The 16,746-nt window shown below is 69.5% G+C and carries 15 protein-coding genes; 10 read left to right on the forward strand and 5 right to left on the reverse strand.

Going from position 1 to position 16,746, the window contains the following annotated elements; translation table 11 throughout:
- From C569_RS33545 to C569_RS29515, 10 genes are all read left to right on the forward strand, one after another.
- Positions 1-743: hypothetical protein (locus C569_RS33545; RefSeq protein WP_018783754.1), on the forward strand; the 743-nt coding region annotated here is incomplete at its 5' end.
- A 232-nt stretch (positions 744-975) separates the two neighbouring features.
- Positions 976-2,298, forward strand: coding sequence for an ABC transporter substrate-binding protein (locus C569_RS0100010; protein ID WP_018783755.1), 1,323 nt, complete (start codon positions 976-978; stop codon positions 2,296-2,298).
- 5 nt (positions 2,299-2,303) lie between these two features.
- The gene (locus tag C569_RS29495) at positions 2,304-3,260 is read left to right on the forward strand and encodes a carbohydrate ABC transporter permease (protein WP_018783756.1); all 957 of its coding nucleotides are present in this window, start codon (positions 2,304-2,306) and stop codon (positions 3,258-3,260) included.
- Positions 3,257-4,171, forward strand: coding sequence for a carbohydrate ABC transporter permease (locus C569_RS0100020; protein WP_018783757.1), 915 nt, complete (start codon positions 3,257-3,259; stop codon positions 4,169-4,171). Before C569_RS29495 ends, C569_RS0100020 begins: the two co-directional genes overlap by 4 nt.
- Positions 4,168-4,578: a VOC family protein gene (locus C569_RS0100025; RefSeq protein ID WP_026267520.1), complete on the forward strand. Its 411-nt coding sequence runs from the start codon at positions 4,168-4,170 to the stop codon at positions 4,576-4,578. The genes C569_RS0100020 and C569_RS0100025 overlap by 4 nt, the downstream gene beginning before the upstream one ends.
- Positions 4,575-6,017 (forward strand): four-carbon acid sugar kinase family protein, encoded by a 1,443-nt coding sequence (locus C569_RS29500; RefSeq protein ID WP_081635869.1) that lies wholly within the window; start codon positions 4,575-4,577, stop codon positions 6,015-6,017. Before C569_RS0100025 ends, C569_RS29500 begins: the two co-directional genes overlap by 4 nt.
- A complete protein-coding gene (locus tag C569_RS31650) occupies positions 6,010-6,849 on the forward strand; it encodes an amidohydrolase family protein (RefSeq protein WP_018783760.1) in 840 nt (279 codons plus the stop codon). Before C569_RS29500 ends, C569_RS31650 begins: the two co-directional genes overlap by 8 nt.
- The gene (locus C569_RS0100040) at positions 6,846-7,943 is read left to right on the forward strand and encodes an isocitrate/isopropylmalate dehydrogenase family protein (RefSeq protein WP_018783761.1); all 1,098 of its coding nucleotides are present in this window, start codon (positions 6,846-6,848) and stop codon (positions 7,941-7,943) included. Before C569_RS31650 ends, C569_RS0100040 begins: the two co-directional genes overlap by 4 nt.
- Positions 7,944-7,964: 21 nt before the next feature.
- Positions 7,965-9,035: a Gfo/Idh/MocA family protein gene (locus tag C569_RS29510; protein ID WP_081635871.1), complete on the forward strand. Its 1,071-nt coding sequence runs from the start codon at positions 7,965-7,967 to the stop codon at positions 9,033-9,035.
- Positions 9,032-9,697, forward strand: coding sequence for a GntR family transcriptional regulator (locus tag C569_RS29515; RefSeq protein ID WP_018783763.1), 666 nt, complete (start codon positions 9,032-9,034; stop codon positions 9,695-9,697). The genes C569_RS29510 and C569_RS29515 overlap by 4 nt, the downstream gene beginning before the upstream one ends.
- Before the next feature lie 254 nt (positions 9,698-9,951).
- Here C569_RS29515 and C569_RS0100055 read toward each other — a convergent pair whose 3' ends face one another.
- The 5 genes from C569_RS0100055 to C569_RS0100075 all read right to left on the reverse strand — a co-directional run bounded on the left by C569_RS0100055 (position 9,952) and on the right by C569_RS0100075 (position 16,693).
- Positions 9,952-11,646 (reverse strand): hypothetical protein, encoded by a 1,695-nt coding sequence (locus C569_RS0100055; protein ID WP_081635872.1) that lies wholly within the window; start codon positions 11,644-11,646, stop codon positions 9,952-9,954.
- Positions 11,647-11,765: 119 nt separating this feature from the next.
- The gene (locus tag C569_RS0100060; protein WP_155945475.1) at positions 11,766-12,593 is read right to left on the reverse strand and encodes a carbohydrate ABC transporter permease; all 828 of its coding nucleotides are present in this window, start codon (positions 12,591-12,593) and stop codon (positions 11,766-11,768) included.
- Between the two features lie 2 nt (positions 12,594-12,595).
- Positions 12,596-13,537, reverse strand: coding sequence for a carbohydrate ABC transporter permease (locus tag C569_RS0100065; protein ID WP_081635893.1), 942 nt, complete (start codon positions 13,535-13,537; stop codon positions 12,596-12,598).
- Between the two features lie 5 nt (positions 13,538-13,542).
- Positions 13,543-14,808 (reverse strand): ABC transporter substrate-binding protein, encoded by a 1,266-nt coding sequence (locus C569_RS0100070; protein ID WP_018783767.1) that lies wholly within the window; start codon positions 14,806-14,808, stop codon positions 13,543-13,545.
- Between the two features lie 616 nt (positions 14,809-15,424).
- Positions 15,425-16,693 (reverse strand): glycoside hydrolase family 27 protein, encoded by a 1,269-nt coding sequence (locus C569_RS0100075; RefSeq protein ID WP_036344920.1) that lies wholly within the window; start codon positions 16,691-16,693, stop codon positions 15,425-15,427.
- Positions 16,694-16,746: the final 53 nt, after the last annotated feature.

Consider the following 16,746-nt stretch of genomic DNA (forward strand, 5'->3'; position numbering starts at 1 on the left):
CCGCGCAGGCCGCCGCGCCCGTTCTCAGCTATCCGTGTGAGCGGATCGCCTGGAGTTCGGACGGCAACTACCACGACCGTGACGACATCGGCGCGTCGGCGATGGCCCTGGCGCTGCTGGCCGAGCGGGGCCAGCAGTCCCGGCTGGTGCACTGGGACTACAACTCGCACCTGGGCAGCTCGACGGCGAGTTGGGAGCGGGACATGGTCACCGCGACCGAGGGTACCGGCGGTCAGTTCGGTTACGACGTGGCCGGTATCTTCCGTAACAGCCAGACGAATCTCAACGCCGCTGTGACCCACCTGCGGTCGGCGGTTGACGTCTCCACCGCCGCCAACCGGCTGTGCCTGGTCGGTGCCGGCCCGATGGGTGTGGTGTACCGGGCGTTGCAGGGCTCGAACACCGCGGCGCGTAAGCACGTCACGTTGATCTCGCACTCGGACTGGAACAACAACCACGACGACGATGACAACAAGTGGAACCTGGCCGACATCCGTCGCGACTTCCCGCAGGTGAAGTACAAGCGGATTCCGGACCAGAACGCCGGTCTGGGTACCGGTGGTGGTGAGGAGAAGTGGGCCTGGATGGCCGGTGACTCCGACCAGCGGCTGCGCTACGTGCACAACGTGGTCAACAACATCATGAACAAGAAGGGCGATGTCTCCGACGCCGGGATGATGTACTACGTGATCACCGGCGACGACTCCGGAAACGCCACCAAACTGCGCACCTTCCTGAAGTGACGGCGGGTGGGGCGGCGCCCCGGTTGGCGACATCCGCGGTCACGCCGCCCCGCCCACCGCCCGGGCAGTGCCGCGGGCTGCTCCGTGACCACCGGGGTGACCGACAGCGGCGCCGTCGTCCGTCACCGCCCGGCAGCGGGCCCGGACGACGTCTCTTCCCGAGACATCGAGACGAGCGGACGCGATCGATTCCACATCCCCACCACACCCTCTCGCCCCTCCTGGAGTAGCCATGGCACACCTGAGCCGCACCGGCATGTCCCGCCGTCACGCGCTGAGCCTCGGTCTCGGCGCCGGCCTCACCGCCGCCCTCGCCGCTTGCGGCGAGGATGGCACCTCGACCGCCGGCGGGACGTCGCTCGGCGGGGCCAGCCTCACCGGGCTGATGCGCGCCAGCTTCATCCCGGCCATCCATGACCTGCAGCAGAAGCAGGTGGCTGCCTGGGCGGACTCCCACGACGGGGCCGTCGAGCTGACCTTCGCCAAGGAGTGGCGGGAACAGATCGCCGCCGTCGTCGAGTCCCGTGCGGGCGAGGACCTCGGCGAACTCTTCGCCAATCAGGCACACATCTATGCGGACCGTCTGGTCGACCTCACCGATCTGTGCGAATCCGTCGGCGAACGCAACGGCGGCTGGTACGAGGTCGCCCGGGACGCCTGCGTCGTCGACGGTCGGTGGCGGGCCGTTCCGCGCGCCTACACCGCGCACGTGATGAACTGGCGCACCGACCTGTTCGCGCAGGTCGGGATCACCGAGTTTCCGAAGACATGGACCGGCCTGGTCGAGGTGGCGACCCGGCTGCGGGACGCGAAGCTTCCCCGGGTCGCACTCACCATGAGTCAGGCCGGGCCGAACGACTCGGCCAGCGTCGCCTACTCCCTGCTGTGGTCCTACGGCGCGGCCGAGGTGGAGAAGGACGGCAGGACCGTCGCCATCAACAGCTCCGAGACGCGTGCCGCCATCAAGGTGATGCAGGACTTGGCCGCCGTGAGTGCCCCGGAGATCTCCTCCTACGACGAGGGCGGCAACAACACAAGCTTCCTCGCCGGCAAGATCGCGGTGACCCAGAACGCCACGAGCATCTGGTACACCGCGCAGAAGCAGGCTCCGGACGTCGCGAAGAACATGAGCCATGCGCGCTACCCGGAGGGGCCGGCCGGTCACCAGCAGCTCGTCGAGATGAACTCGTTGGCGGTCTTCGCCCACAGCAAGCGGCTCGAACCGGCCAAGGACCTGTTCGGCCATCTGATGGACAAGGCGCAGCTCGGCGCGCTGGCCGAGATCGCGCTCACCTACTACACCCCGCTGCTGAAGAGCTACGACGATCTGCCTTCCATGCCGTGGAACTCCGAGGCCAAGCTGAGAGGGCTCAAGGGGCTGGCCGCCGGCGGACACATGCCGGGCTGGCCCGGGCCCGCTTCCCGGCAGTCGGCCCAGGCGTACAACAACCAGACGATCGTCAACATGTTCGCCCGCGTGATCAGCGGCAAGGCCAGTGCGGAGGAATCCATCCGGGTCGCCGAGGGCGAGCTCAAGAAGGTGTACGGGGGCTGACGTCGATGACCGTACGCACAGTCGACCGGGTCGCGGGGCCGCGAAGGCCGGTCCGATCCGGCCCACCGGCCGACCGCGAGCGGTGGTCCTTTCTGGACCGCGAAACCCCGCTGGGCTATCTGCTCGTCCTGCCGATGGCGGTGGTCGTGCTCGGGCTGGTGGGCTATCCGCTGGTGCTCACCGTGTGGTTCAGCCTGACCGACAAGTCACTCGGCAGCGACACGGTCTCCTTCGTCGGGCTGACCAACTACCTGGACCTGCTCGACGACCCGGTCTTCGCCCGGACCATGTGGAACACGTTCAACTACACAGTCACCGCAGTGTTCGCGAAGCTGGTGCTCGGCCTGGTGATGGCGTTGGCGCTCAACGAGGTACGTCGGTTCCGCCGGTTCTTCCGGGCCGCGTTCCTGCTGCCGTGGGTGGTGCCCTCGTCGTTGAGCGTGCTGGCCTGGATGTGGATGTTCCAGGCGGACTTCAGCGTGCTCACCTATCTCGGCCGGCAGGCCGGGCTGGTGGACGGCAACATCCCGTGGTTGGGCGAGGCGGGCTGGGCGATGGCAGCCGTGCAGACGGTCAACATCTGGCGTGGCGCCCCGTTCTTCGGGATCATCATCCTCGCCGGGCTGGCCACCGTACCCAAGGAGCTCGTCGAGGCGGCCGTCGTCGACGGCGCGGGCGCGTGGCAGCGGCTGCGGTACGTCATCCTCCCGCACCTGACCCCGATCCTCGTGGTGGTCACCCTCTTCTCGTTCGTGCAGACCCTCGGCGACTTCCAGATCGTCTGGATCCTCACCAACGGCGGCCCGGTCAACAGCACCCACCTGATCAGCACGCTGGCGTTCCGCACCGGTATCCGGGGCGCGGACATCGCGTCCGGTTCGGCGATCTCGTTCTTCGTGTTTCCCGCGCTCGCCGCGATCATCGCGCTGCAGCTGACCGTGATGCGACGAAAGGCGAAATGACCATGGTCACCGTGTCCGGCCGGGCCGCCCGGCCACCCCTGCCCGCGCGCTCGCCGCGCACCGTACGGCTGTTGCACCGCCTGAAAGTCGGCCGCCGACTGCTGATCACCGGCACGCTGACGTTGTTCACCGTCTTCACCCTGTTCCCGTTCGTCTGGATGGCGCTGACCTCGCTGCGTACCGGATCGGACCTCTACCGGGTCGCCGACCGTCCGTTCTCGGTCAGTGGGCTCACCCTCGACCACTTCCGGGAACTGCTCACCGAGACGAAGTTCCTCACCTGGACGCTGAACAGCCTCATCGTGGCGCTGTCGGCCTCGGCGATCGCGTTGGTCATCGGGGTGCCGGCGGCGTACAGCCTGGGCCGGTTGCGGTACCGCGGCGGCGCCGTGGTCGGCGTGATCGTCTTCTCCACCTACCTCCTCCCGCCGGCGTTGCTGTTCATCCCGATGAACGTCGTGGTCAACCGGCTGCACCTGGGCAACACGCTCGGCGCGTTGATCCTGGTGTACCTCACGTTCCTGGTGCCCTTCATCGCCTGGATGCTCTCCAGCTACTTCCAGAGCCTGCCGGTCGAACTGGCGGAGGCCGCCCGGATCGACGGTGCCAGCCGGCTGCGGGCGATGATGGTGATCGACCTGCCGTTGGTGCTGCCGGGCGTGGTCTCGGTGTTCTTCTTCGCCTTCACCCTCTGCTGGCAGGAGTACCTGTACGCGTTGACCTTCGTGCGCTCGGCCGACAAGCAGCCCGTCGCTGTGGGTCTGGTCAACGCGTTGCAGGTGGGTGACGTGTTCGCCTGGGGCCAGTTGATGGGTGGGGCGCTGCTCGGCGCACTGCCCGTGGTGATCATTTTCTCCTTCCTCATGGACTACTACCTGTCCGGCCTGACCGCGGGAGCGGTGAAGGGATGAGCATGCGCGAGTGGGTCCGAGGGCTCGACCACGTCGGCCTGGTGGTGCCCGACACGGAGCAGGCGCTGGCGCTGTGGCGGGACCGGCTGGGCTTCGCCGTCGCGCACGCCGAGGCGGTGAACGACGGCACGGTTCTGCTCACCCACCTCGACCTTGGCAACGTCCACCTGCAACTGGTGCAGCCACTGGTCCGTCCGCACCCGCTGCACGAGTGGCTGGACCGGCACGGCGCCGGCCTGCACCATCTCTGCTTCGAAGTGGACTCGGTCGACGTGGCCTGGCACGCCGAGGGGGTAGGCGTCCCGCCCGCCCAGCCGGCCCCGCACCAGGGGATCCGGGGCCGGCGGTCGGTCTTCCTCGATCCGTGCCGCTCCGGCGGCGTCCAGGTGGAGCTGACCGGCTCATGAGTCACTCGTCGACCGCGCCGGGCCTGGCGGGGCTGCCCGCAGCATGGGTGGGGCCGCTGGTGCCGCCACTGGCACAGCGGATCGCCGCCGAACGGCGTACGGTCGTCGTCCTCGACGACGACCCGACCGGCACGCAGACGGTGCACGGAGTACCCGTGCTGACCCGATGGGACGCCGCCGCCATCGCCGGGGAACTCTCCTCCGGTCCACCGGCGCTGTTCCTGCTGACCAACTCCCGGTCGCTCGATCCGGTCCGGGCCGCGGAGATCAACGCCCGGACCGGCCGGCAGATCCGTGCCGCGGCTGAATCCGCGCGGCGACGGGTCGTGGTCGTCAGCCGGGGTGACTCGACCCTGCGTGGGCACTTCCCGGACGAGACCCTGGCGCTCGCCGACGGCCTCGGCGGGGATTTCGACGGCGTTCTGCTGGTGCCCGCATTCCTGGAGGGCGGGCGGGTGACCGTCGACGGCCGGCATTGGGTGGCCGCCGTCGACGGCTGGACGCCGGTGGGCCGTACGCCGTACGCCCGGGACGCCACGTTCGGGTTCGGCTCGTCCGACCTGCCCGACTGGGTGGCCGAGCGCAGCGGCGGCCGGATCCCGCGGGAGAGCGTGCAGCTGCTGACGCTGCGCGAGCTGCGCACAGGCGGGCCGGCGGCCGTCTTCCGGCGGCTGTCCCGGTTGCGGGGCGGCGTCGTCTGCGCCTGTGACGCGGCCGAGCAGGCCGACCTCGACGTGCTGGTCGCCGGGCTCCTGGCAGCCGAGGCGGCCGGGGCGCGACTGCTCTACCGCACGGCGGCGTCCTTCGTCCGGGTCCGGGCGGGGTTGCCGCCGCGTAACCTGCTCACCGCCGGCGATCTGGGCCGGAGCTTGCGGACCGGTGAGGGAGGGCTGGTGGTGGTGGGCTCCCACGTGCCCACCACGACCGCCCAACTCGGCCGGCTGCTCGCCGACCCAGCGGTGGTGGGCGTCCAGGCCGACGCGGCGCTGCTCGCCGGGTCCGACCGGCAGGCGGCAACCGAGGTCGAGCGGGTGGCCGCGCTGGCCGACGAGGCGATGGCGGAGGGGCGGACCGCTGTGGTGCACACCAGCCGCCGGGTGTTGACCGCGTCGACGGCGGCGCGGGCCCTCGCCCGGAGCGTGCGGATCTCGACCGGGCTGGTACGGATCGTCGCCCGGACGACGGCACGGCCCGCCTTCGTGGTGGCCAAGGGCGGCATCACGTCCAGCGACGTCGCCGCGGAAGGATTGGGCATCAGCCGGGCCGAGGTGCTCGGGCAGGTGGTGCCGGGTGTGCCGGTGTGGCGGGCCGGCATGAACAGCCGTTTTCCCGGCCTCACCTACGTGGTGTTTCCCGGCAACGTCGGCGGCCCCGACGATCTGCTGGCAGTGGTGGCGAGGCTCGGTGGAGCCGATGGACAGGAGTCGACGCATGCGTGAGCCGTTGAATGAATACGACGTACACGCCACCGGGCCGGCGAGCCGCCGGTCGCCGTTGGTCGACGTGCACGGCCACTTCGGCCGCTCCGCCGCGACCGGATACACCGCGGGCGCCACCGAACTGCTCGCGGCGATGGACCACCACGGCATCGACACCACGCTCGTCATGCCACAGCCGTCGGCCGACCAGGACACCACCGACGAGGTGCACGCCGAGATCGGGGAGGCGGTCGCACGCCATCCCGGGCGGCTGTACGGCATCGTCAACCTCGACCCGCGGCTGCCCGACGCGGAGTACCGGCGACGGGCAGGAACCCTGCTCGACCAGCCGGGTTTCGTGGCGGTGAAGATCCACACTGCCGGGTTCGGGGTGGCTCCCGACGACCCGGTCTGCGACAAGGCGTTCCGGATCGCCGCCGACCACGACGTACCGGTGATGGTGCACACTGGCCTGGGCGGACCGCACACTCTGCCGCACCGCGTGGTGGAGCCCGCCCGCCGGTACGCCGGGCGGCCGGTGGTGCTCTGCCACGCCGGATTCGGCGCGTTCTGCGCCGAGGCGATCGAGGTGGCACTGGTCCTGTCGAGTGTCCACCTCGAACCGTCCTGGTGCCCGGCCTTCAGCGTCCGGCAGATGGTGCGTCGGCTCGGTGCCCACCGCGTCATGTTCGGCAGCGACCACATCGACAACATCCCGGTGGAACTGGCGAAGTTCGACGCCGTCGGCCTGACCCCCGGTGAACGCCGCCTCGTCTACGCCGGCACCGCGGCCACCGTCTTCGCACTCGAACCGTCCGCCCCCGCCACCCCCCGACCGGAGGTTTCCGCATGACCGCGTACCGCATCGCCGTACTGCCCGGAGACGGCATCGGTCCCGAGATCACCGCCGTCGCCACCGAGGTGCTGCACCGCCTCACCGCCGCGCACGGCGGGATCTCACTCGAACTCGACCCGTACGACGCGGGCGCCACCCGCTGGCTGCGCGAGGGCACGGTGATGACCGACGAGACGTACGACGCCTGCGTGCGGGCCGACGCCATCCTGATGGGGGCGATCGGTCTGCCCGAGGCGCGCCACCCGGACGGGCGTGAGGTCAACGGCGACGTCATCTTCCGGCTCCGCTTCGACCTCGACCTGTACGCCGGCATCAGGCCGGTCCGGTCCTGGCCGGGACTGACCAGCCCGCTGTCGGCCGCGCCGTCCGTCGACTACGTGGTGGTGCGGGAGAACGTGGAGGGCCTCTACGCTTCGCGGACCGGTGGCTGCAACGTACGGGAAGAAGTCGCCACGGACACCATCGTGATCACCGCGACCGGCACCCGGAAGGTGACCGAACAAGCGTTCCGGCTGGCCGGTAAACGTGCCGGCCGCCCCCGGGACGGCCGCCGGACGGTCACCTGCGTGGACAAGGCGAACGTGCTCGCCTCGTACGCGTTCTTCCGGCGCGTCTTCGACCAGGTGGCCGAGGACCATCCCGACATCGGCACCGAGCACGTGTACGTCGACGCGATGACCGCGTACCAGGTGCAGCAGCCCGACATGTTCGACGTGGTGGTCGCGGAGAACATGTTCGGCGACATCATCTCCGACCTGGCGGCGGCCACCGTCGGTGGGCTCGGTCTGGCCGCCTCCGGCGACATCGGTGACCGGCACGGGCTGTTCCAGCCCGCGCACGGCTCCGCGCCCACCATCGCCGGCAAGGGCGTCGCCAATCCGATCGCCACCGTGCTGTCGGCGGCCATGATGCTCGACTGGCTGGCGGACCGGCACGCGGATCCGGCCGCGGCCGAGGTGGCCAGGCTGATCGAGGAGGCGGTCGGCGACGTGCTCGCCGACGGCCGGGTCCGCACACCGGACCTGGGTGGGACCGCGGGCACCGCCGAGGTTGGTGCGGCGATCGTCGCGGCGGCGGGGCGGCGGCGGTAGGTGGAAGAGGGAGGAACGGGGATGGAACGACCCTTGCGGGGCCTGATGGTCGGTGCCGGCTACTTCGCGCCGATCCAGCTCGCCGCCTGGCGGGCGGTGCGGGGCGCGGAGATCCACGGCCTGGTCGGGCACCGTGATCCGGATCGGGTTGCGGCGGTGGCCGGCGAGGCCGGCGTCGGCTGGTCGGGGGTCGACCTCGAAGCGGCGATGGCGGAGGTCCGGCCCGACTTCCTGGACATCTGCACGCCGCCGGCCACCCACGGCGAGCTGATCCGGCTCGCGGTCGACCGCGGGTTGCCGGTGCTCTGCCAGAAGCCGCTTGCGCCGACCGTGGCGGACGCCGCGGAGCTGGCGGATCTGGCGCACCGGCACGGCGTGCCGCTCGTGGTCAACGAGAACTGGCGCTGGCAGCCGTGGTACCGGGAGGCGAAGCGGCTGATCGACGACGGCGTGCTCGGCCGGCCGTTCCACACCACCATGCGGATGCGGCCGGGCGACGGCTGGGGGGAGCGGCCCTACCCGGATCAGCCCTACTTCGCCGCCATGCCACGCCTGGTGCTGTTCGAGACGGGCGTGCACTACGTCGACACGACCCGCTACCTCTTCGGTGAGATCGACGAGGTTCGGTGCACGACCGCGACCGTCAACCCGGCCGTCACCGGTGAGGACCTGGTCATCGCGGTGCTGCACACCACCGGCGGCGGCATCGTGGTGTACGACGCCGACCGCTCGGCGGTGGCTCGGACGGTCCGCAGCCTGGCGTACGGGACGATGTCGGTGGAGGGTACGGACGCCACGCTGGAGGTGGCCGACGACGGCACCATGACCGTGCTGCGCCGCGACGGGCGGACGGCTCGGCACGACTACCGGATTCCGGACGGCTGGAAGGGCGGCTGCGCGACCGCCGCCCAGCAGAACTTCGTCGATGCCCTGCGGGGTCGCGCCGAGGCGGAGACGCCTGCCGCGGACTATGTCCGTACGATGCGGGTGGTGGAGGCCTGTTACCAGTCGGCCGCGTCGGGGCAGGCTGTCCGCATCCGGTCCGAGCGGGTGGCAGGTGTGCCGGAACCCGTGGGTGAGAGGCTGCCGTGAGCACTGAGACGACCTACCTTCCGCTGGAGGAGAGCACCTACCAGCGGGTGCGCGCGATGCTGCTCAGCGGCGAGATCCCGACCGGCCAGCCGGTCAACCAGAGCGAGGTCGCCGTCGCGCTCGGGGTCAGCCGCACACCGGTCCGCCGCGCTCTCGCCCGGCTGGAGGGCGAGGGCCTGGTCACCGCCGGCCCGCGCGGCTGGCACGCGGTGGGTTTCGACGCCGACCGGATGACCGCCGTCTTCGAGATCCGTGCGGTGCTGGAAGGTCTCGCCTGCCGCCTCGCCGCGGGCCGGGCCGGCCGCGCCGAGCTGGCCCGGCTGCGGGTGCTGTTCCAGGACGCCTACGAGCAGCTCACCACCACCGGTTCGGCCGAGGCGTACTACCAGGCGGATGTGGTGTTCCACCGGGCGCTGCTGGAGCTGGCCGGGGAGCCGCTGCTCAGCCGTACCGCCGAGGTGCACCACATACTCACGACGAGCCTCGCACCCGGGCTCTACCGCGACCCGCACGAGACGCATCCGGAGCACCTGGCGATCATCGAGGCGCTGGCGGCGGGCGACGCCGACCGGGCGGAGGAACTGGCCCGTGGGCACATCCGCGCGGCCGTGCCGAACATCCGCATTGGCGCCGTGTACGTGCCGGGCGCCGAAACCACCTGACGGTCGTCCCCGCTCCGGGCCCGTGTCCCGGTCGCCGATCCACGGTCCCAGCAGCTCGTACTCGGCCGCCTGGACGCCCTGCCGCTCGGCGGCCCGGGCCAGCGGCGCGGATCCGGTGACCGGGCCGGCGGTGAAGACCCGTTGGTTCGCGCTGCGCAGCGCTGGTCCACCACGACATGCCCCCGCACGTCGCGCCGCACCCGGTGGCGGTCGGCTGAACGGATCGGTGCGTGGCGCCGCCTGAAATTGTGACTTCACCGGAAGCTCAGCGCCGGCGAGCCGGAGATCACGAAACCACCCGTGGTCGTCGCGTTGCCCGCGGTGATGGCCTGACCGCCGATGCGCAGGTTGCGCACGGTCAACTCCAACGGTGCCTTCGCCTGCTTGACCAGGTTGCGGGGCAGATCCTTGCTGCCGTTGCCGCGCAACGAGTTGATCTCCGCTGCGCTGTAGAGCTTGTCCACGGTCGTGTCGGCCAACATGATGTTGCGGAAGGCCTGGGCGGCGGAGGTGTTGGACAGGGCCACGACCCGGGTGGTGGGTCCCATGATCCGGGTGCCGGTGATGCTGACGTTCGAGATGGTGCCCGAACCCCCGGCCTCCTGGTAGTTCAGCAGGCCCCAGTTGGAATTGGTGCCGGTCCATTCGGTGTGCAGCAGGGTGTTGTTCGTGGCCGTGATGTCGGAGATGGTCTTGGCGAACCAGCCGAGCTGGAACACCGCGCCGTTGTCCATCTGCCACAGAGTGTTGTTCTTGACGGTGGCGTTGGAGCTGTAGAGCTTGAAGGCGTCGTCGAAGGCGGAGATGAACGAGTCGCTGATGGTGCCGGTCAGGGCGGGGATGCCGTCGCCGTTCCAGCCCCAGTTGCCGAGCACCTTGACGTCCGAGATGGTGCCGCTGAAGCGGGACTCGTCGTCGCCCTGCTTGGCAGTGATCTCGTTGTCGCGGTGGCCGGTGACCACCCAGTGCGGGGCGTTGACCACTGTGACGTCGTGGAAGCGGAACTTGTCGGTGCCGAGCTGCACCATCTTCACGGTGTGCTCCCAGCAGTCGTAGCTGCACGAGGTGGTGCCGTTGGTCCGCTTGTCGGCCCGCCAGTCGAAGTCCTCACCGGAGAGCACGCCGCGGCCGGTGAGGGTGAAGCCCTGCTGGGTCGACTTGCTCACCGTGGCCGAGTCGATCGCGCCCTTGACGTAGGCGCCCCCGTCCAGGTGCACCCGCCGCACCGAGTCCGGCACCGGCCAGTAGCCGAGATTGTGCATGCCCCGCTTGAAGATGACAGTCGCCGAGCGGTCAGCCCGGGCGCGGTCGAAGGCGGTACCGGGGTCGACCACGTACGTGTCGGGAACGGTGCGCGACGGGTCGGCCACGGCGGCGCGGGAGTCGTCGGCGAAGAGCAGCATCCCGTCCAGCGGCAACTGCCGGAGACCGTCGTAGCGGTTGTCGACGAACTCCACCGGCAGCTTCGCCTTCGGCTTGTTGACCCGGATCTTGATCTGGCGCGCGGTGAGGCTCTTGCTGACGACGGTGAAGTCGCCGGTGCCGCGAACCTTGATGTCGGTCACCGCTCCGGCCGCGGCCGTCCGGGTCACCGTGACCGTCGGGCTGGTGCCGGCAGGGAACCAGAACGAGGCCCAGTTGAACGACCGGTTCTCCGCTCGGGCGTGGTCGCCACCGTCGCAGTCGGTGGTGGGGCAGGTCCGCGGCTTCGGGGCGGTGCGGTAGACCGACGGCTTCTTCCCCTCCACCGACACGGTGTAGGTCGACGACCTGTCGCCCGCCGGCAGCCCGGGAGTCTTCGCGACGGTCACCCCGGCGGCGGCTGCCGGGGTCCGGGGCAGGACGGGCTGCTGCCCGGCGTGCGCGCTGGTGATGCCAGTGACCGCCAGGCCGCCGGCGACGGCCACGCCCAGGGCCAGTGCCCCGAGGCGTCGACTCTTTCCTGCCATGTCCTTGCTCCTTCGGTGGTGGTGGGGATGTGGCGCCTCGGTCCGTCCCGGCCCGGCACAGCGAGGGTGGTACGGGAAGGACACTCCGCGGTGGTCTGGGAGGTTTCCGGACGCCGCGCCTACTTCTCGGCGCCGGCGAGCATGCCCTTGATGAAGTGCCGCTGCAGGAACAGGTACGCCAGCAGGATCGGGGCCATCGCGGTCAGCGACGCCGCGGCGGCGGCACCCAGGTTGCTGGTCTGCTGGGAGAAGAAGGAGCCGATCGCCGGGGCGATGGTGCGGACGTCCTGGGTGGTCAGCATGTAGACCGACATCTGGTAGTCGTTCCAGATGAACACGCCGGTCAGGATCGCCACGGTCGCCGTGACCGGTTTGAGCAGCGGCAGCACGATCCGGAAGAACACCCGGAAGGTGCCGGCGCCGTCCACCCGCGCGGCCTCTTCCAGAGCGGTCGGTACCGTGCGGATGAAGGCGGCGTAGAGGAACACGCTCAGCGGCAGCTGCCCGGTCACCAGGATCACGATGATGCCCCAGTAGGTGTTGACTCCGCCGAGTTGGTTCATCAGCGAGTACAGCGGCACGAGTACGCTCAGCGGTGGCACCATGATCGAGCCCAGCATCAGCAGCATCACCACGCGGTTCACCCAGGTGCCGCGGCGGGCGAGCGGATACGCGGCGAGCGCGCCGAGCAGACAGACCAGGACGGTGGCGACCGTGGTGATGACGAGACTGTTGACGATCGCCCGCAGGATGCCGCCCTGCTCGATGGCGATGCGGAAGTTGTCCAGGTAGGGACGCCCGGTCGGCGGCATCCACTGGGAACTCAGGTCGCTCTTGGGCTTGAGCGCCGTGGTGAGCGCGATGTAGAACGGGACCAGCTGGAGAACGGCGAAGGTGAGCAGGAAGCCGACCGAGGCCAGCCGGAACAGACGGTGTCCGAGCAACATGTTCACGCCTCCAGCCGGCGCTTGTTGAGGGCCGCGTTGAGCACCAGGGTCATGATCATGATCACGGCGAAGAGGGCGACGCCCATCGCGGCCGCGTACCCGGCGCTCTGTGCGTTGAAGTAGGTCAGGCCGATGAAGGTGGAGACCGAGTTGGTCGAGTAACCAGGGCCGCCGCCGGTGAGCACCTTGATCACGTCGAAGAGCTTCATGCCGCCGATCAGGTTGAGCACGATGCTGGTGGCGAAGGCGGGCTGCAACAGCGGCACGGTGATCCGGCGGAACAGCGCCCACCCCGACGCGCCGTCGAGCCGTGCGGCCTCGTAGTACATCGTCGGGATCGACTGCAGCCCGGCTAGGTAGATGATCATAGATAGGCCGACGAACTGGATCGTGTTGACGGCCACGATGATGGCCACCGAACCCGTCGTCGTGCTCAGCCACGCCTGCTGCTCACCCCCGAGCGCGACCACGATGTCGTTGAGGGCGCCGTTGTCGTACTGCAGCAGGAGGTAGTAGATGGTGCCCATGATGACCGGGGAGACCAGCACCGGCAGATAGATGATCGCGCGCAGCAGAGCCCGCCCTCGCATCGGCCGGTCCAGCGCGAGGGCCAGGCCCAGCCCGAGGACCTGCTGCAGGATCGTGCTGCCGAGTGCGTACACCAGGGTGTTGACGAAGACGGTTCGGAAGATGCCGTCGTCGAGTAGCCGTTTGTAGTTCTCCAGACCCACCAGGTGGTGGCCGGCGCTGTAGCCGTCCCAGTCGGTGAACGACAGCCCGATCCCGTTGACCAGCGGATACGCCGTGAACATGGCCAGCAGCGCCAACGCCGGCAGGTAGAGGACGTTCACCAGCCACTGCCGTTGCCGGAACGGCCTGGTGGGCCGGCGGTGCGTCGCGTCCGCGCTGCGACGCACCGCCGTGTCGGTGCCGCGCTCGACCATGTCGGTCACTTCGCCTGCGCGGAGAGCTTGGTGAAGTCGGTCTTGACCTTGGCGACACTGTCGGCGACGGTCGACTGCTTGGTGACCACACCGTCCGTGGTCTTGACGATGGTGTCCCAGGCGCCGTTGGGCATGTAGACCCGGTCGAAGTAGGGGACGGTCGGCACCGTGCCCGGCTGGACGTAGGTGTCGAAGCTGCTCTGCAGGCCGCCCAGGTCGGACTGGGCACTGGTCAGACCCGGCGCGGAGCCGGAGGCCTTGGCCAGCTTGGTCAGGTTCTCCGGCTGGGCCAGGAACGCGAGCAGTTCCTTGGCCTCCTCTGGGTGCTTGGTGTCCTTGTCGACGCCCAGAGCGTTCTTTTCGCCGCTGATCAGGTAGGGCTCGCCGCCGTTGGCGGTGGGCACCGGCATGAAGCCGATCTTCGCGTCCTTCTTGTACTCGAACGCCGAGGTGGCGACGAAGTTCATCAGGAAGCTGAACCCGGTCTTGCCCTCGGCCAGGGCGCGGGCGACGTTGTCCGTTGTCGCGGAGCTGTAGTCCTTGTTGAGCAGGCCGGCGTCGCGGAAGGAGCCGACGGTGTCGAGCACCTTGGTGTAGCTGTCCTCGGCGAACGTGCCCTCCTTCATGCTCTTCAGTTCGGCCTCGCTGAAGATGCCGGGCGCGATCCAGTCGACGAACAGGCCGGTCGGCCACTGGTCCTTGCCGGCCGCGTAGATCGGGGTCTTACCCTTTGCCTTGATCGCGGCGCCGGCCCGGCTGAAGTCGTCCCAGGTCCTGATGTCGTCGGGTTGGAAGCCGGCCTCGGCGAGTACGTCGGCGTTGTAGAGCAGGCCCGCGATGTCGGTGTCGACCGGCATGGCGTACAGCTCGCCGCCCGGGCCGAGCATCGCCGGCTTCAGCGCCGGTGCGAGGTCTTTGGCCCAGGGCTCGTTCTGCAACGGCATGAGGAACTCGCCGTAGCGCGACAGCGACCACCCGTGGGTCATCCAGATGTCGGGGATGTTCCCGGAGGCCAGTCGCACCTTCAGGTCACCTTCGTGGTCGGTGCTCGACGGAACGAGGTTGACCTTGACGCCGGAGTGATCGGCCTCGAACTTCTTGACCAGTTCCTGGTACTGCGCGTAGAGCGGCGAGTCCACCGCGGTGCCGGTGAGAAACTCCAGCTCCCCGCCCTTCGCGTCGCCGCCGGAGTCGGCGCCGCCGCCGGTGCAGCCGGTCAGGGCGAGTGTCAGTGCGGAGATCGCCGCGGTGATGACGAGGCGTCGTCTCATGGGTGTGTCCTTTCCAAGGGGCGGGCTGGTGTGCTCCCACCGTCAGGCGCGGCTTCGGGCGAGCTCGGAACCTTTCCGCGCCGGAACGGGATCGGATGAAGCGCCAGGCGGGTCGGCCGGGGCGTTGAGCGGCGTCGAAGGACGCGACGCCGATAGGTCGACGAGATCATCGCGATGCCTTTCAACGTCCGCCCAGGGCGGTACGGGACGCAGTGGTCAGGAGATTGTGACCGTTAACACTGAGCGTGAGTCTGACCGACGGAAAAGCAGGCGGTCAAGCGTCGCCATTGTTGCAGTTGAGTTACAGATGCTCGCTCAGCAGGAAGTTTGCGGGTTTGCGGGTTCGTCGTGGTACGGATGCATGCCCCTGTTACCGTTCTCAACAGACGAGTCGTCAGGGCTTTCGGTCCCCGCCTGCGACGGCCCTCGCGCCAGGGACGCGGCGGTCGAGCGGGGCCGGCCGCACCCGACGACGCGCTCACCTCAGCGGGCCACGCCGGCTTCCGCGTGGGTCTGCTGCGCCGGACCCGTCGCATGCTTGCCCGGGGGACCGTGCCGGTGTGTGGGCCGGCCGGGTCCGCGGTGCCACACCGGCAGGACCCGGCCGGCGCACCGGTTAGCCGAGATGCTGGACGCGGAACAGCCGTGCGCCGTGCGCCTCGATGCACATGCCGGCGTCACCGGAGGCCCTGCCGTGATCCGATCGGGCCCACAGATCGCGCAGCGTCACCTCACCGTCGATGCCCACCGCCCGCAGGTCCACTTGCACGTCCCGGTCGTCCTTGCCGACGTTGAACACCGCGAGGGCGGTGCTCGCCCCGCCGAGCCGGGAGGTCCAGACGATGACATCGTGCTCGCGGTACACCTCCCGGGCGCCGGAGCCGTCGCGCAGGACGGACAGCACCTCGGGGTTGGTCAGCAGATCGCGGGTTTCGTCGTCCAGCCGGGTGAGGTCGGTGCCCAGCATCAACGGGGACCGGGCCACGCACCACAGCGTCATCAACGTCGTCTGCTCGGGCCTGGTGAACCGGGTGTACCGGTCCCGTGCACCGGTCTCGCCCGAGCGCAGGGCGATCCGGCCCAGCGGCAGCATGTCGGCGTCCGGCCAGTGTTCCGGGCCGGCGTACGGCGCCCACGCGGCACAGATGTCGAACGCCTCGCGCAGGTCGCTCCACCGGTCCCAGAAGTCCGCCGTGGTGCGCCACATGTGCGCCCGGGAACTCAGATGACCCGCCTCCGCCACCGGCGTCGGCCCACAGGAGAGGCTCAGCACCATCTCCCTGCCGCACGCGTCCAGCGCGTTGCGCATCAGGTTGATCTCACCTCGGTGGTACGGCAGCAGCATGTCGTCGGCTTTGACGAAGTCCACTCCCCAGGAGGCGTAGAGCGCGAACAGTGAGTCGTAGTACTCCTGTGCCCCGGGTCGGGTGGCCTCGACACCGTACATGTCGGTGTTCCACGGGCAGATGGAGTTGGTCTGCGCGATGTCCCGCGCCGTGACGTCGCTGCCCAGGATCGGCGTGGCCGCGTGCACGGCCTGCCGGGGCACGCCGCGCATGATGTGGATGCCGAATTTCAGGCCCATCGCGTGGATCCGGTCGGCCAGCGGCGCGAAGCCCCGGCCGTCGGCCGCCGACGGGAACCGGTTCACCGCCGGTACCAGTCGCGAGTGCCCGTCCATGATCAGCGGCACGAACGGCCGGTAGGCGGAGCTGTGCGCGCCCGGCTCGTACCACTGGATGTCGACGACCAGGGTGTCCCAGCCGAAGGGAAGCAGCTCATCGGCCAGCACCTCGGCGTTGGCGAGGATCTCGGCCTCGGTCACGCTGGCGCCGTAGGTGTCCCAGCTGTTCCAGCCCATAGGAGGGGTGGCGGCCACGGTCATGTCGTTGTCCTGCTTCCTTGTCGTCGCTGACGAACGGTCGGTCCGAATCGACG

The sequence above is a fragment of the Micromonospora sp. CNB394 genome, from assembly GCF_000374985.1.
Taxonomy (GTDB): Bacteria; Actinomycetota; Actinomycetes; order Mycobacteriales; family Micromonosporaceae; genus Micromonospora; species Micromonospora marina.

Coding starts and splice junctions, on each gene's coding strand:
- C569_RS0100040 (WP_018783761.1), top strand. CDS start 6,846: ATGACCGCGTACCGCATCGCCGTACTGCCCGGAGACGGCATCGGTCCC.
- C569_RS0100060 (WP_155945475.1), bottom strand. CDS start 12,593: ATGTTGCTCGGACACCGTCTGTTCCGGCTGGCCTCGGTCGGCTTCCTG.
- C569_RS29500 (WP_081635869.1), top strand. CDS start 4,575: ATGAGTCACTCGTCGACCGCGCCGGGCCTGGCGGGGCTGCCCGCAGCA.
- C569_RS0100065 (WP_081635893.1), bottom strand. CDS start 13,537: ATGGTCGAGCGCGGCACCGACACGGCGGTGCGTCGCAGCGCGGACGCG.
- C569_RS0100010 (WP_018783755.1), top strand. CDS start 976: ATGGCACACCTGAGCCGCACCGGCATGTCCCGCCGTCACGCGCTGAGC.
- C569_RS0100020 (WP_018783757.1), top strand. CDS start 3,257: ATGACCATGGTCACCGTGTCCGGCCGGGCCGCCCGGCCACCCCTGCCC.
- C569_RS0100025 (WP_026267520.1), top strand. CDS start 4,168: ATGAGCATGCGCGAGTGGGTCCGAGGGCTCGACCACGTCGGCCTGGTG.
- C569_RS31650 (WP_018783760.1), top strand. CDS start 6,010: ATGCGTGAGCCGTTGAATGAATACGACGTACACGCCACCGGGCCGGCG.
- C569_RS29510 (WP_081635871.1), top strand. CDS start 7,965: ATGGAACGACCCTTGCGGGGCCTGATGGTCGGTGCCGGCTACTTCGCG.
- C569_RS29495 (WP_018783756.1), top strand. CDS start 2,304: ATGACCGTACGCACAGTCGACCGGGTCGCGGGGCCGCGAAGGCCGGTC.
- C569_RS0100055 (WP_081635872.1), bottom strand. CDS start 11,646: ATGGCAGGAAAGAGTCGACGCCTCGGGGCACTGGCCCTGGGCGTGGCC.
- C569_RS0100070 (WP_018783767.1), bottom strand. CDS start 14,808: ATGAGACGACGCCTCGTCATCACCGCGGCGATCTCCGCACTGACACTC.
- C569_RS0100075 (WP_036344920.1), bottom strand. CDS start 16,693: ATGACCGTGGCCGCCACCCCTCCTATGGGCTGGAACAGCTGGGACACC.